This is a genomic window from Bradyrhizobium sp. 139 (assembly GCF_023074175.1).
Classification (GTDB): domain Bacteria; phylum Pseudomonadota; class Alphaproteobacteria; order Rhizobiales; family Xanthobacteraceae; genus Bradyrhizobium.
On the sequence record NZ_JADPKS010000012.1, the window covers coordinates 1 to 13,074 of the forward strand.

Genomic DNA, 13,074 nt, shown 5'->3' on the forward strand with positions numbered 1-13,074 from the left:
GGTCGCCCTCATGCAGTTGCGCTTCACTTCGCTCGTTGTGATCAACTCACGATGGGACTTTCACCCATAAGAGTGCACCCATGCTGGGCGCACCAAAAACAAACCCGCCGGAGGTTGCCCTCCGGCGGATCATGTCACGTCACAATCGCAACCAGCCTTATGCCTTCATACCCGCCTTCACGGCCTCCGCCGTGATCGGCAAGGCCCGCACCCGGGCGCCGGAGGCGTTGAAGATGGCGTTGCCGATGGCGGGGGCGATCACCGTCACCGCGGGTTCGCCGACGCCGGTGGCCTTTTCGCCGTTGGCGATCACGGCGATCGCGACCTCGGGCATCTGGCTCATGCGCAACGGCGTGTAGCTGTCGAAATTGGTCTGCTCGATGCCACCGTCCTTCAGCGTCGCCTTCTCATACATCGCCAGCGACAGGCCCCACAGCGCCGCGCCCTCGACCTGGGCGCGGATGTTGTCGGGATGCACCTGCGTGCCGACGTCGGTTGCGACCGTGAGCTTCTTCACGGTCACCTCCCCCGACGGCGCGACGGCAACGTGAGCGACACAGGCGGTCCAGCTTGCGGTCGCGCGTTCCTGCGACGAGACGCAGGCGACGCCCATGCCCTCGCCCTTCGGCAGCTGCTTGGTGCCGTAGCCGGACAGCCCCATCGCGGCGAGCAGCGTGTTGCGCAGCCGCTGCGCGCCGCCGTCGTTCTTGCCCTTGCCGTCGAGCAGCGCGATCCGGAACTGCGCCGGGTCCTTGCCGGCCGCAACCGCGATCTCATCGATCATGCTTTCGACCGCCCAGAAGGTCCAGCCCGGCGCCACCGAGCGGAGCTGGCCCGACGGGGTGGCGTTGTGCGCCATCTCGTTCTTGATCGCCCGCACATGGTGATTGGGCACGGTGTAGAAGAAGTCCGCACCGTTCACCGTGAAGGAATCGAGCGGCCCCTTCTTGTCGACCGAGGGCGTCAGGAAATCGGGGATTCCCCAGCGCTGAGTTGGCCAGGCCGAGACCACGTCGTGGCTGAGCGCGACGAGCTTGCCGTCGCCGTCCACGCCGGCCTTGACCTTTTGATAAGTGAGCGGACGCGAGAAATCCATCGTCATGTCGTTTTCGCGCGTGTAGATCACCTTCACCGGCTTGCCAATCGCCTTCGCCGCCTGCACCGCCGGAATCATCATGTCGGCGTCGAGCCTGCGGCCAAAACCGCCGCCGAGCCACATCTGGTGCATCACGACGAACTTCGGATCGATCCCGGCAGCGCCCGCCGCAATCGCGCCGGAGCGGGTCGCGAACTGGTTGCCGGAATAGATGTGCAGGATGTCGCCCTTGAACTCCGCGGTGGCGTTCATCGGCTCCATCGGCGCGTGGATGTTGATGCTGGTGGTGTATTCCGCCTCCAGCACCTTGGCCGCCGAGCCGAACGCCGCGTTGGGATCGCCGTCCTTGACGAAGAACTGGCCGGAATCCTCCAGCTTCTGAAGCCGCATGGCTTCATCGAGCAGCGACTGGCTCGAGACCTTCGCGTTCGGGCCGCCGTCATAGGCGATCTTGAGCGCCGCAGCCGCTTTCTTGGCGTTGGCATAGGTGCTGGCGACCACCACGACCCAACCCGAGGTCGTTCCGGTCTTGTCGTCGAGGGTAACGGCCTTGATGAAGCCCGGCACCTTCTTCGCACCGCTGTCGTCGACCGATTTCACGGTCGCGCCGAAGCGCACCGGCGGCGTGACCACCGCGCCATAAGCCATGCCCGGAATCATCACGTCGATGCCGTACTTGGCCGTGCCGTTGGTCTTGGAGGGGATGTCGAGCTGCGGCACCGACACCCCGATCATGGTGTACTGATCCGGCGTCTTCAGCTTGATCGCCTTCAGATCGTCCGGCGTGAAGGTCTTGGTCGCCTTGCCGCTCTTGACGACATCGGCGAACGACATCTGCTTCTTCGATTTCGGATGCGCAATCACGGACTCGCGCACCACCAGCTCTGAAGCCGGAACGCCCATCGCGGCGGCCGCGCCTTCGGTCAATGCCATACGGCCAGCGGCGCCCGCGCGACTCATGGCGTCAAAATTCATCATGGTCGACCAGCTGCCGCCGGTGATCTGCGCGCCCAGCACGGGGTCGTTGAACTTCGGATCGTTGGAGGCAAGCGCAACGCGCATGTCGCTCCATTTCGCCCCTAACTCCTCGGCCACGATCTGCGCCATGGTGGAGGCGATGTGCTGGCCCATGTCGGCCTTGCCGCAGGTCACGGTGACCAGGCCATCGGGCGAGATCGCATACCAGACGCTCGGCTCGAAATTCGACGGCGCAGCGAGCGCCTCACCGATGCCGGGGACGCCGGTATAGCCGAGCACGAGACCGGTGGCGGCGGTGCCGACCAGGAAGGACCGGCGGCTGAGATCTGACGTCTCGGGGATGGTGTTCTTCACGTGCTTGTTCATGTGGGCCTCCGTTCGTTGCCGGAGGCGGACGCGGTGCGCATCTCGGTTGCGGCGCGCATGATCGCCTTCTGGATCCGCGAATAGGTCATGCAACGGCAGAGATTGCCGTCCATATGCGCGACCACTTCTTCCTTGGTCGGATTGGGATTCTTCGCCAGCAGCGAGGCCGCCTGCATGATCTGCCCGGACTGGCAGTAGCCGCATTGCGGCACCTGCTCGGCGATCCACGCCTTCTGGAGCGGATGATCGCCCTTGGAGGCAAGGCCTTCGATGGTGGTGATCTTCTTGCCGGCGACATCACTGAGCATGGTCTGGCACGAGCGTACGGCTTCGCCGTTGACGTGCACGGTGCAGGCGCCGCACAGCCCGGCACCGCAGCCGAACTTGGTGCCGGTCATCTGCAATTGCTCGCGGATCGCCCAGAGGAGCGGCGTATCGTTCGCCGCATCCACGGACAGACTCCGCCCGTTGATGGTGAGAGTTGGCATAGGCGTCTTCCCCTGCCGGTGCATGAAGCCGCTTACGGCGGCAACTTGAGTGGTGGACGCCCACCGGGCCGGCGCCCACCTTGATCACGAGAATGATCGCGTTCAGGCGCGGAGGCAAATGCAATTTGGAATCGATCAAAACAAACGCGGTGCGCGCATCTTGTGCGTCGCGACAAGGCCCTGATGCAGCGACTGAACGCAACACGAAGGCAGCAGACTTCGCGCCAGGCATGCGTGCCATCGCGTTCAGGCGGTTTCTTCTAGGTAACCCGGCGGGCTAAGATCGATATGGAAACTGCGAACAAGAAAGAGGCGGGAGACATGCCGAGGATCGATCGGAACGGCGTCGGAATTTACTACGAAGTCCATGGCGAGGGGCCGCCGCTGCTGCTCACCCACGGCTATTCCTCGACCTCGGCGATGTGGCATGGGCAAGTCGATGCGCTCGCGAAGGACCACAAGCTGATCTTGTGGGACATGCGAGGCCACGGCCAGACCGACTATCCCGATGATCCGAAGGCCTATAGCGAGACGCTCACCGTCGGCGACATGGCCGCGATCCTGGATGCGGTCGGCACCGAGCGCGCCGTCATCGGCGGGCTCTCGCTCGGCGGCTACATGTCACTCGCGTTCTATCGCGCTTATCCGCAACGCGCCCGCGCCCTGCTGATCATCGACACCGGCCCCGGCTTCAAGAAGGACGACGCGCGCGAGGCCTGGAATGCGCGGGCGCTCGGCACCGCCGACAAGCTCGATCGCGAAGGTCTCGACATGCTGAAGTCGGCGACACGCGAGCGCGCCACCGCGAGTCATCGCAATGCCAAGGGATTGGCGCTTGCCGCACGCGGCATGCTGACCCAGCGCGACGCGCGTGTGATCGAGCTGCTCCCCGAGATCAAGGTGCCGTCGCTGATCGTGGTCGGCGCCGACGACACGCCGTTCCTCGCCGCGTCCGACTACATGGCCGCAAAATTCCCGGCGCACAAAAAATCGTGATTCCCGCCGCCGGTCACGCCGTCAACATCGATCAGCCCAAGGCTTTTGTTGACGCGGTGCTGCCTTTCCTGAAGAACTTGCCGAAATAGGACGATCGAACGAGGCATCGACAATGAAGCACGCGATATTCGCTGCAGGCGTAATGGCGGCACTTCTCTCGATGCCTGCGCGGGCCGAGAGGTTCGGTACCATGCCGCCGCGCCAGCCCTTCGTTGCGACCTTGTCGAACAACATGCCGCTCGCCTTCGGCATGGATGCCGAGCAGACCGCGCGCGCCCTTGGGCAACCCCTGAAATATGTGCGGGGCCGCCCTGGTAACGAGATCTACCTCGCTCTTCGCAACATCGGCGGCAGCGGGCTGATCCCCTACCGTCACCGCCTGTTCCTGCAATTTCGTCATGGACGGTTGGCAGGATGGAAGGAGGATTACGGCGAGAACTGGATGTGGGAGTGAGGTGTTGCTCCTCATCCTGAGGAGCTTGCGGAGCAAGCGTCTCGAAGGATGAAGGCCCGGCTGATGCATCTCGGCCTTTCATCCTTCGAGACGCGCGCGAAGGGCGCGCTCCTCAGGATGAGGAGAGAGAGATTTGAGTTCGTGACAACCAAGAAGGACAACCCGCGTGGGACAAGACATCAAGCTGACGGCTTCCGACAATTTCCAGCTCGGCGCCTATCGCGCCGATCCCGTGGGCGCGCCCAAAGGCGCGGTGGTGGCGATCCAGGAAATTTTCGGGGTCAATCATCACATCCGCTCGGTCTGCGACCGCCTCGCCGGGGAAGGCTATGTCGCAATCGCGCCGTCGATCTTCGACCGCATTTCGCCGAACTTCCAGTCGGGCTACACGCCCGACGAGATCGCCGAGGCGCGCAAGTTCGTCGCCAATCCCGATTGGGACGCGATGTTGCGCGACACCCAGGCCGCAATCGATGCGGTCAAGAGCGTCGGCGCGGTCGGCATCATCGGCTTCTGTCTCGGCGGCAGCATCGCCTTTGTCGCAGCAACCCGGCTATCGGGCCTGAAGGCCGCGATCGGCTATTACGGCGGCGCGGTGGTGCGTTTTGCCGACGAGACGCCGAAGGTGCCGACGCAACTGCATTTCGGCGAGAAGGATGCCGGCATTCCCCTGACCGACGTCGAGACCGTCAAGGCGAAGCGGCCGGATGTGGAAGTCTTCGTCTACCCGGGTGCCCAGCACGGCTTCCATTGCGACGAGCGCGCCAGCTATGACAAGGCCAGTGCCGACGTCGCCTGGCCACGCAGCATGGAATTTTTTGGCAAGCATTTGAAATAGTAGACGGCGTCCAACTCCAGCCTCCGTCATTCCGGGATGCGCCGACAGGCGCAGGCCCGGAATCCATCGTGCCGCAAAATCGGTGGGGGAATGGATTCTCTGATGCGCAATTGCGCATCATAGCTCGCGCTACGCGCGCCCCGGAATGACAACGGAGAGCAGAAATCGGGTGGCTGCAGCCCGGCGCGCGACGATAGACCTCCGATCGAGCCAACTCACGCCGGGAGATCGCCATGCAGCAAGCCATCACGCACCTCGTCATCCGCAATCCGTTCGGAACCATGGACGTCCCCGATCCGAACGATCCGGAGGTGATGGACTACGCCGCGACGGCGGCGCTTGCCGGCGATGCAGCCGATGTCAATGCGACCCATTGGGCGTCAATCCCCACGCTATCTGATCCGCTCGAGGGCACATGGGCGAGCCGCTGGAATGGCGGCGCCGATCCGACCATTGCGGGCGATACGCCGGACAGATGGAAAGGGGGCGCGCGGACATCCGCATCGCGGGGAGCCGGATCTATCTGCGCTTCGACTGGGACAAGGGCCGTCGGCACGGGCTGATTGACGCCGCGCGAGACGGCACGGATCGCCTGGTCGGAAAGTACATCAACCTGACCACGCCGGCGATCACGCGGCCATGGATCGGGCTCGTGGTCGATACCGCGCGGATCGACGGGTGTTTTCCGAACGGGCGGCTGGATTTCAGGCGGTAGGTCGAGAGGGGCGAACGCGCGCGTCCCCTTCCTCCATCGTCATTCCGGGGCGCGCGGAGCGCGAGCCCGGAATCCATCAGGCGTCAGAGTCGGTGGCGCAATGGATTCCGGGCTCGCGACTTCGTCGCGCCCCGGAATGACGAGGGGAGAAAGTTGGGCTGAAACCTAGAACCAGCGCTCGCCGACGAACACGGTGTCGCCGGGACTCAACGGGGTGCCGAGCGGAACGGTGGCGCGCATGGCGCCGCCGGCTTCGGTGTGCGTGACGGTGACCACGTCGCGCTTGGCGCGGGGCGAGAAGCCGCCGGCGATCGCGACCGCGCTCTCCACCGTCATGCTCGGCACATAGGGATACTGTCCGGGCGCGGAGACTTCGCCGAGAATGAAGAAGGGGCGATAGGCCTCGATCTCGACGGCGACCGACGGCTCGCGGATGTAGCCGTTGCGCAGGCGCGCGGCGATTTCACCGGCAAGGCCCGCCGGGGTGCGGCCGCGTGCCGGCACCGCGCCGATCAGCGGCATGGTGATCGAACCACCGGCGTCGATGGCATAGCTGTTGGTGAGACCTTCCTGGCCGTAGATCACGACACGCAGCTTGTCTCCGGCGTCGAGATGGTAGGAAGCATCGTAGCGCACCGGCGCCGCCATCGGCGCGGCGTAGCCGACCGGCATGGGCGCCGGCGAAGCGGCAAAGGAATTGCGCAGCGCGCCGATGGCGCCGCCACCGTCGGCGACGACAGCCGGCTGCGGAGCGATGTAGGGCTGGCCGTAAGCCATGGAGTCGAGATCGGCGCGCGGTTGCGCGACCGCGACGGGGCCAGCGGTCTGCATGCAGCCGCCGAGGGCAAGCGCGGCGGACGCTGCCAAGGATGCTGCCGAGATCGACCATCGAAACGCGCGCGCAACCGGCACAGGACCTATCCCTCGAAACGAGACAGCTTCACTGATGCACCGGTTATGGTTAATAAAGGGTTGAGGGGCCGCTTGGCGCGACGATGCGCGCTGCGCTCCCTGTCCCGCTTGCGGGCACGTCTATCGCATATGGCCTTTTGGTCAGTCTGAACGCGCGCCTCGTCCTTCGAGACGACCGCTCTGCGGTCTCCTCAGGATGAGGCTAATCGGCATCGGTGCCCTTTAAAACAGTTACCGCACACACCATCCTCATCCTGAGGAGCCCGCCTAAAGCGGGCGTCTCGAAGGATAGGCCGTAGGAAGCTGCTCTCAAATGCGGCTGCCCTGCTCTTGCGGGAGAGGTGCAGCGAGTTCGTCGCGCGCTTACGCGCTCACACCGACGCCGATCGGGCAGGACACGCCGGTGCCGCCGAGACCGCAATAGCCGGCGGGATTCTTGGCCAGATATTGCTCATGGTAGTCCTCGGCGAAATAGAACTGGCCGGCAGGCGCGATCTCTGTGGTGATGGCGCCGAGACCTTTTGCAGCAGCGCCTTCTGATAGAGCGCCTTCGACTCGTCGGCCGCTTTCTTCTGCGCGTCGGAGTAAGTGTGGATCGCGCTTCGGTACTGCGTGCCGAAATCGTTGCCCTGACGCATGCCTTCCGTCGGGTTGTGGTTCTCCCAGAAAATCTTCAACAGCCTCTCGTAGGAGATCTTGTTCGGATCGAACACCACCAGCACCACTTCGGTGTGGCCGGTTCGTCCCGAACAGGTCTCTTCATAGGTCGGGTTCGGCGTGTGGCCGCCGGCATAGCCGACAGCGGTCGCGTAAACACCGTCACCGAGCTCCCAGAATTTGCGCTCGGCGCCCCAGAAACAGCCGAGCCCGAACACGGCCAGTTCGAAGCCTGCGGGATAAGGCGGCGTGCTCGCGATCAGGTGGGGAATATAGGCATACGCGCAGGACGGGGCAGCCCTGTTACGCCGCGCCTCATCCGACGCTCAGTCCCTGGAATATCCAATCAAGGGTTTCCGCGGCCGGAACAGGATCATCAGCAGGATCCCCAAAATGCCGAGCACGGCGAAAACCGGCTGATCCAGCACCAGGCGGATCACCGAGCTCCAGAGCCATGGCGCCTTGGCCTCGACCCAGGTCCGGAACGCCGCCTGGCTGGCCTGATTGATGTCGTTCCAGAACTGGCCGAACCGGGTGAACCGCAGGCTCTGGTCGGCGACCCAGCGGGCGCCGTCGTAGACCATGAAGATGAACCCGCCAGCGAGCAGCAACAGCCCAATCAGTCGGAAAAAGCCGCGGATCATGCCTCACCTCTATGGTCGTCCGATCGGACGAGCCCTGGAACGTCGCCAGCCAATAGCCGGACGATGGCAGAAATTCAACCTCATCAGGGTGTTATGGCGTGCGCTAGAGCGCCCAAGGCCCATTTTCCAGCCCCGGTAAAGCGTTGACGCTGCCGCAGACCCTCTCTATAAGGGCGCCAACTGGCGGTGGGCGCAATCCTGCCGCCGCTGTTCTTTGAGCAGTTGCAGGTTCTTTGGGCCTCAGAGACGACCGCAAGGCCGTCGCTCATGTTCCGGGGACAGCCCAGCAACCGAACACCCGAAATCCGAGCGTCGATCAAGCGGTCCAGCAGCCGGCGCTACCCGACCAAGACGCGACCGGTACCGCAAAGGATATTGAGATCATGGCCAATACCACTTCCGCCAAGAAAGCGACGCGCAAGATCGCCCGCCGCACCGCCGTCAACAAGTCGCGCCGCACCCAGATGCGCGGCGCCGTGCGTACCGTCGAAGAAGCCATCAAGACCGGCGATCGCGCCGCCGCCGTGACGGCGCTGGCCAGTGCCGAGCCCGCCTTGATGCGCGCCGCGCAGCGCAACATCATTCACAAGAACAACGCCAGCCGCAAAGTCTCGCGGCTCACCGCCCAGATCGCCAAGCTCGCGAAGTAAGCCCCAAGCAAACTGGCGACGTCATCGATCGATCTGATCGATGATCGCGATCATAATCAGCCCGGCATCATGCCGGGCTTTTTTGTTGCGCAGTCCTGCACGGGATCATCGACGCCGCCGCCGCGTTGCCAGGCGAGCGTCACTGTCGGAGTCTGCTTTCCATAGATTTACCTGCTGAGCCTTCTTCGCCGCGTTTTCGGCCCAGCGGAAACATTTCGCCGCAATGCAAAAAGCCCTGCGGGACGGGCACAAATGCAATCGCTAAGCAAGAAGGTTCTTCACACCGTAGTTTCACCGGACGAGGCTTCGCGGTGGAGTTACCCTGTGAAACGAGACTCGAAAAGCGATGTTTGGATAATCACTTATCCACATAGCGACGCCAACCATTTGGAAAATGACCTCGTCCGGCAGCTACGTGAAGGATTTGTAAAATAATTTTGGCCGCTGTTCGGGAATTGTCACACTGCGAGTTTGGTTCTCGATTCTCTACGGCGATTCAAAAACTTGCTCTCAAGCCTGTGAACAACCCGCGCGCGGCGTTAACGCAGATCAAGTTTTTTGATGCCTCAAGTGTGAATCAATTTCATTGCGAGTCTTTCCGCTTAGTGTATTCCTTAAGTCGTTCGCAGCGCCCACGATCTTGAGACCAGCGCGGTTTTGGAAACGGGGCGAGCGTGCAAATCGGCGGCGGTATGCACGTTGGCGACGCTTCAACAAGCGATTGTCGGTTCAAAACCCATAGCAACATGGGAATGGTAGTTCTTTGTCTGAATGTCTCCAAGCGGGATCTTCGTATCTCGCTCGCGCCAGGCGCAAATGAGAGATGTCATGAAGCTACTCCGACAGGTGATGGCGTAGACGGGCGGACGAACAGTGCAGACGGGCGGGGCATCAGCGATTTTGGTCGCAGTTGTCTTCAGGACACGCAGGACCTTGCCGTGAGCAATCACGGCAGGCAGGGGAGGTATCATGTCTTACGGACTCAACGCGGTATTAAAACAAGTCTCATATTCCAACGATGCCGGTTTAGATCAGTCCTACATCCAGCCTCCCGCGTGTGACGGAGCGCCGAGTACGCGCTGACCTCGCGACCCCTCCATCTCTGACATCGCTGATCTGACCCGCGGCGTTCGCGCCGAACGGTGGAGCAATGTCCGACGATGGAATCGCTTGAGGTCGGGCCATGGCAGGAACCCTGCATGGCACTCACAACGCAGCTTTATCTCTCAACAGAAGTTTTTTGACGATGAACACATCGGAACAGGATCGCTGGTCACGCGTGAAGGGTCGGCTGCGCTCGACCGTTGGCGAGGACGTCTATACGAGCTGGTTTGCGCGCATGGATCTGGAAGGCGTGCAGGACGAAAGCGTGCGGCTCTCGGTTCCGACCCGCTTCCTGAAGAGCTGGATTCAGGCGCATTATGCCGAGCGCGTGCTGTCGTGCTGGCAGGCCGAGATGCCGGAAGTGCATCGCATCGATCTCACTGTTCGCTCCGCAATGCGTCCGGTCGTGCAGCAGAAGGAGGCGCCTGCGCCGGTCGAAGCACGCCGCACGCCTGCGCCGGAGCTGCGCTCGACGGCGACTGCACCGGTCTCCGCAAATCACGACGCGCTCGGCGGCTCGCCGCTCGATCCGCGCCTGACCTTTGCAAGCTTCGTCGTCGGCCGTTCCAACACGCTGGCGCATGCGGCGGCACGTCAGGTCGCCGAAGGGCGCAGAGGCGATCCCGTCATGTTCAACCCGCTTTACATCCATGCGGGCGTCGGCCTCGGCAAGACGCATCTGCTCCAGGCCGTGACCTGGGCCGGCAATTCCGGCAACGAGCGCAAGGTGCTGTACCTGACCGCGGAAAAATTCATGTACGGCTTCGTCGCCGCGCTGAAGACGCAGACGGCGCTCGCCTTCAAGGAAGCGCTGCGCGGCATCGACGTTCTCGTGATCGACGACCTCCAGTTCCTTCAGGGCAAGTCGACGCAGGCGGAGTTCTGTCACACGCTGAACGCGCTGATCGATGCCGGCCGCCAGGTCGTGATCGCGGCCGATCGTCCGCCGTCCGATCTCGAAAGCCTCGACGACCGCGTGCGCTCGCGCCTCGCCGGCGGTCTCGTGGTCGAGATGGCCTCGCTCGGCGAAGAGTTGCGGCACGGCATCCTGAAGTCGCGCGTCGCGGCGGCCCGCGCGCATCACGCGACCTTTGAGGTACCCGAGGAGGTACTGACTTATCTGGCGCGCGCCATCACCCATAACGGCAGGGATCTCGAAGGCGCGATCAACCGTCTGCTGGCGCACTCGAAACTCAACAACCGGCCGGTGACGCTGGAGATGGCGGAGCACGAGGTCCGCGACCTGATCCGGCCGCAGGAGCCCAAGCGGATCAAGATCGAGGACATCCAGCGCGTGGTGGCACGGCAGTATAATGTCAGCCGCTCCGACCTCCTGTCCTCGCGCCGCACCGCCAACGTGGTGCGTCCGCGCCAGGTGGCGATGTACCTCGCCAAGACGCTGACCCTGCGCTCGTTGCCGGAAATCGGCCGCCGCTTCGGAGGGCGCGACCACACCACGGTGCTGCACGCCGTGCGCAAGATCGAGGGATTGGTCAACAAGGATACGGCGCTGTCCGAGGAAGTCGAGTCGCTGAAGCGCCAGCTTCAGGAATAAACGCCTAGGTCTTTTACCTCTCCCCGCGTGCGGGGAGAGGTCGGAATGCGCGCTGAAAGCGCGGATTCCGGGTGAGGGGGCCTCTCCGCGAAGCCGTCTCTCACCTCCCTTGTGGAGAGTCCCCCTCACCCCACCCTCTCCCCGCAAGCGGGGCGAGGGAGCAGACCTTCGCGGCGGCGGTCTTCGTTTTTGCCCTGTAAATCGTGGGGAACTATCCCGCAATCCCTTGAAACGGATGGCTTTCCGCGCCACCTTGCGCGACCCTGACGGCTTTGGTCATATCGGCTGGACGATCCGGCTTTTCGGGGTCTACGGTGCCGCGGCGCGCTTTTCGGCCGTCCGGCTTTTTCATCTTGGGGATCGGGCGAGTAGTGCAATGAAGGTTACGGTCGAACGCGCGCAACTCCTGAAGTCGCTGGGCCATGTCCATCGCGTGGTCGAGCGCCGCAACACGATTCCGATCCTCGGCAACGTGCTGGTCCGCGCCGAGAACGCGAAATTGTCGCTGAAGGCGACCGACCTCGACCTTGAGGTGACGGAGACGCTCGCGGCCGAAACCGCGACCGCGGGCTCCACCACCGTGCCGGCACACATGTTCTACGACATCGTGCGCAAGCTGCCGGACGGCTCGCAAATCGTGCTGGAGGCCGACGGCGACCGCGCCGTGCTGGCGATCCGCGCCGGCCGCTCCCGCTTCACGCTGCAGACCCTGCCGGAGAATGATTTCCCGGATCTCGCGGCCGGCGACATGTCGCACTCCTTCTCGCTCGCCGCCAAGGACGTCAAGCGGCTGATCGACCGCACCCAGTTCGCGATCTCGACCGAAGAGACGCGCTATTATCTCAACGGCATCTATCTGCACGCCGCCGGCACGGCCCAGGCCGCCACCCTGCGCGGTGTCGCCACCGACGGCCACCGCCTCGCCCAACTCGATCTGGTCCAGCCCAAGGGCGCCGACGGCATGCCGGGCGTGATCGTGCCGCGGAAAACCGTGGGCGAGGTGCAGCGCCTGATCGAGGACAACGAGGCCGAAGTCACGATCGAGCTGTCGCAGGCAAAAATCCGCTTCACCATCGGCAATGTGGTGCTGACCTCGAAGCTGATCGACGGCACCTTCCCCGACTATGGCCGCGTGATCCCGCAGGGCAATGACAAGGAACTCGTCGTCGACAAGAAGGATTTTGAAAACGCAGTCGACCGTGTTTCCACCATCTCCAGCGAGCGCGGCCGCGCCGTCAAGCTCTCGCTGTCGCCGGGCAAGCTGGTGCTGTCCGTGACCAACCCGGATTCCGGCAGCGCGACGGAAGAGCTCGAGGTCGAATACGCCTCCGACGCCCTCGATATCGGCTTCAACTCGCGCTATCTGCTCGACATCGCCTCCCAGATCGAAGGCGATGTCGCCACGCTGAAGCTCGCCGATCCCGGCTCGCCCACCCTGGTCCAGGACCGCGACGACAAGAGTGCGCTGTACGTGCTGATGCCGATGCGGGTGTGAGGGCGCGTGGCGCGGCGGTCATGCCGAGCGATCTCCCGTGATTCAGAAGCGATGCACGTTGCTGTGCCCTCTCCCCTTGTGGGAGAGGGCTGCTCCGCCATCAGCCACAGCCTCACTCGGGTGAGG

At 63.6% G+C, this 13,074-nt stretch carries 11 protein-coding genes and 2 pseudogenes; 7 read left to right on the plus strand and 6 right to left on the minus strand.

Annotated features, from left to right (window positions below):
- Positions 1–157: 157 nt before the first annotated feature.
- Positions 158–2,440: a molybdopterin cofactor-binding domain-containing protein gene (locus IVA80_RS03905; protein WP_247425776.1), complete on the minus strand. Its 2,283-nt coding sequence runs from the start codon at positions 2,438–2,440 to the stop codon at positions 158–160.
- Complete coding sequence (locus IVA80_RS03910; protein WP_247425778.1) at positions 2,437–2,928, minus strand: (2Fe-2S)-binding protein; 492 nt, start codon at positions 2,926–2,928, stop codon at positions 2,437–2,439. Before IVA80_RS03910 ends, IVA80_RS03905 begins: the two co-directional genes overlap by 4 nt.
- A 321-nt stretch (positions 2,929–3,249) precedes the next feature.
- Between IVA80_RS03910 and IVA80_RS03915 the strand changes: the two are divergent.
- The 3 genes and pseudogenes from IVA80_RS03915 (at position 3,250) to IVA80_RS03925 (ending at position 5,216) form a co-directional block, all read left to right on the plus strand.
- Positions 3,250–4,013: pseudogene (locus IVA80_RS03915) on the plus strand (alpha/beta fold hydrolase).
- 23 nt (positions 4,014–4,036) lie between these two features.
- On the plus strand, positions 4,037–4,378 hold the full coding sequence (locus IVA80_RS03920) for a hypothetical protein (protein ID WP_247425780.1): 342 nt from the start codon (positions 4,037–4,039) through the stop codon (positions 4,376–4,378).
- Positions 4,379–4,544: 166 nt separating this feature from the next.
- Positions 4,545–5,216: a dienelactone hydrolase family protein gene (locus tag IVA80_RS03925; RefSeq protein ID WP_247425782.1), complete on the plus strand. Its 672-nt coding sequence runs from the start codon at positions 4,545–4,547 to the stop codon at positions 5,214–5,216.
- A gap of 215 nt (positions 5,217–5,431) precedes the next feature.
- Here the strand turns inward: IVA80_RS03925 and IVA80_RS03930 are convergent, their stop codons facing one another.
- Complete coding sequence (locus IVA80_RS03930; RefSeq protein WP_247425784.1) at positions 5,432–5,590, minus strand: hypothetical protein; 159 nt, start codon at positions 5,588–5,590, stop codon at positions 5,432–5,434.
- A 41-nt stretch (positions 5,591–5,631) separates the two neighbouring features.
- Between IVA80_RS03930 and IVA80_RS03935 the strand changes: the two genes are divergently transcribed.
- Positions 5,632–5,931, plus strand: coding sequence for a hypothetical protein (locus IVA80_RS03935; protein ID WP_247425786.1), 300 nt, complete (start codon positions 5,632–5,634; stop codon positions 5,929–5,931).
- A 165-nt stretch (positions 5,932–6,096) separates the two neighbouring features.
- Here IVA80_RS03935 and IVA80_RS03940 read toward each other — a convergent pair whose 3' ends face one another.
- The 3 genes and pseudogenes from IVA80_RS03940 to IVA80_RS03950 form a co-directional block, all read right to left on the minus strand.
- Positions 6,097–6,843: a polysaccharide biosynthesis/export family protein gene (locus IVA80_RS03940; RefSeq protein WP_247425788.1), complete on the minus strand. Its 747-nt coding sequence runs from the start codon at positions 6,841–6,843 to the stop codon at positions 6,097–6,099.
- 363 nt (positions 6,844–7,206) lie between these two features.
- Positions 7,207–7,748: pseudogene (msrA, locus tag IVA80_RS03945) on the minus strand (peptide-methionine (S)-S-oxide reductase MsrA); the annotation flags it as partial.
- Between the two features lie 78 nt (positions 7,749–7,826).
- Positions 7,827–8,144, minus strand: coding sequence for a hypothetical protein (locus IVA80_RS03950; RefSeq protein ID WP_247425790.1), 318 nt, complete (start codon positions 8,142–8,144; stop codon positions 7,827–7,829).
- A gap of 383 nt (positions 8,145–8,527) precedes the next feature.
- Between IVA80_RS03950 and rpsT the strand changes: the two genes are divergently transcribed.
- The 3 genes from rpsT (at position 8,528) to dnaN (ending at position 12,948) form a co-directional block, all read left to right on the plus strand.
- Positions 8,528–8,794, plus strand: a complete 267-nt coding sequence (gene rpsT / locus IVA80_RS03955; RefSeq protein WP_247425792.1) for a 30S ribosomal protein S20 — start codon at positions 8,528–8,530, stop codon at positions 8,792–8,794.
- Between the two features lie 1,246 nt (positions 8,795–10,040).
- Positions 10,041–11,453 carry a chromosomal replication initiator protein DnaA gene (dnaA, locus tag IVA80_RS03960; RefSeq protein ID WP_247425794.1) on the plus strand — a complete coding sequence of 471 codons (1,413 nt, stop codon included), beginning with the start codon at positions 10,041–10,043 and terminating at the stop codon, positions 11,451–11,453.
- A 376-nt stretch (positions 11,454–11,829) separates the two neighbouring features.
- Positions 11,830–12,948: a DNA polymerase III subunit beta gene (dnaN, locus tag IVA80_RS03965; protein ID WP_247425796.1), complete on the plus strand. Its 1,119-nt coding sequence runs from the start codon at positions 11,830–11,832 to the stop codon at positions 12,946–12,948.
- The last annotated feature ends 126 nt before the right edge of the window (positions 12,949–13,074 follow it).

Coding starts and splice junctions, on each gene's coding strand:
- rpsT (WP_247425792.1), top strand. CDS start 8,528: ATGGCCAATACCACTTCCGCCAAGAAAGCGACGCGCAAGATCGCCCGC.
- IVA80_RS03935 (WP_247425786.1), top strand. CDS start 5,632: ATGGGCGAGCCGCTGGAATGGCGGCGCCGATCCGACCATTGCGGGCGA.
- IVA80_RS03920 (WP_247425780.1), top strand. CDS start 4,037: ATGAAGCACGCGATATTCGCTGCAGGCGTAATGGCGGCACTTCTCTCG.
- IVA80_RS03950 (WP_247425790.1), bottom strand. CDS start 8,144: ATGATCCGCGGCTTTTTCCGACTGATTGGGCTGTTGCTGCTCGCTGGC.
- IVA80_RS03905 (WP_247425776.1), bottom strand. CDS start 2,440: ATGAACAAGCACGTGAAGAACACCATCCCCGAGACGTCAGATCTCAGC.
- IVA80_RS03910 (WP_247425778.1), bottom strand. CDS start 2,928: ATGCCAACTCTCACCATCAACGGGCGGAGTCTGTCCGTGGATGCGGCG.
- dnaA (WP_247425794.1), top strand. CDS start 10,041: ATGAACACATCGGAACAGGATCGCTGGTCACGCGTGAAGGGTCGGCTG.
- IVA80_RS03930 (WP_247425784.1), bottom strand. CDS start 5,590: ATGGGTCGCATTGACATCGGCTGCATCGCCGGCAAGCGCCGCCGTCGC.
- dnaN (WP_247425796.1), top strand. CDS start 11,830: ATGAAGGTTACGGTCGAACGCGCGCAACTCCTGAAGTCGCTGGGCCAT.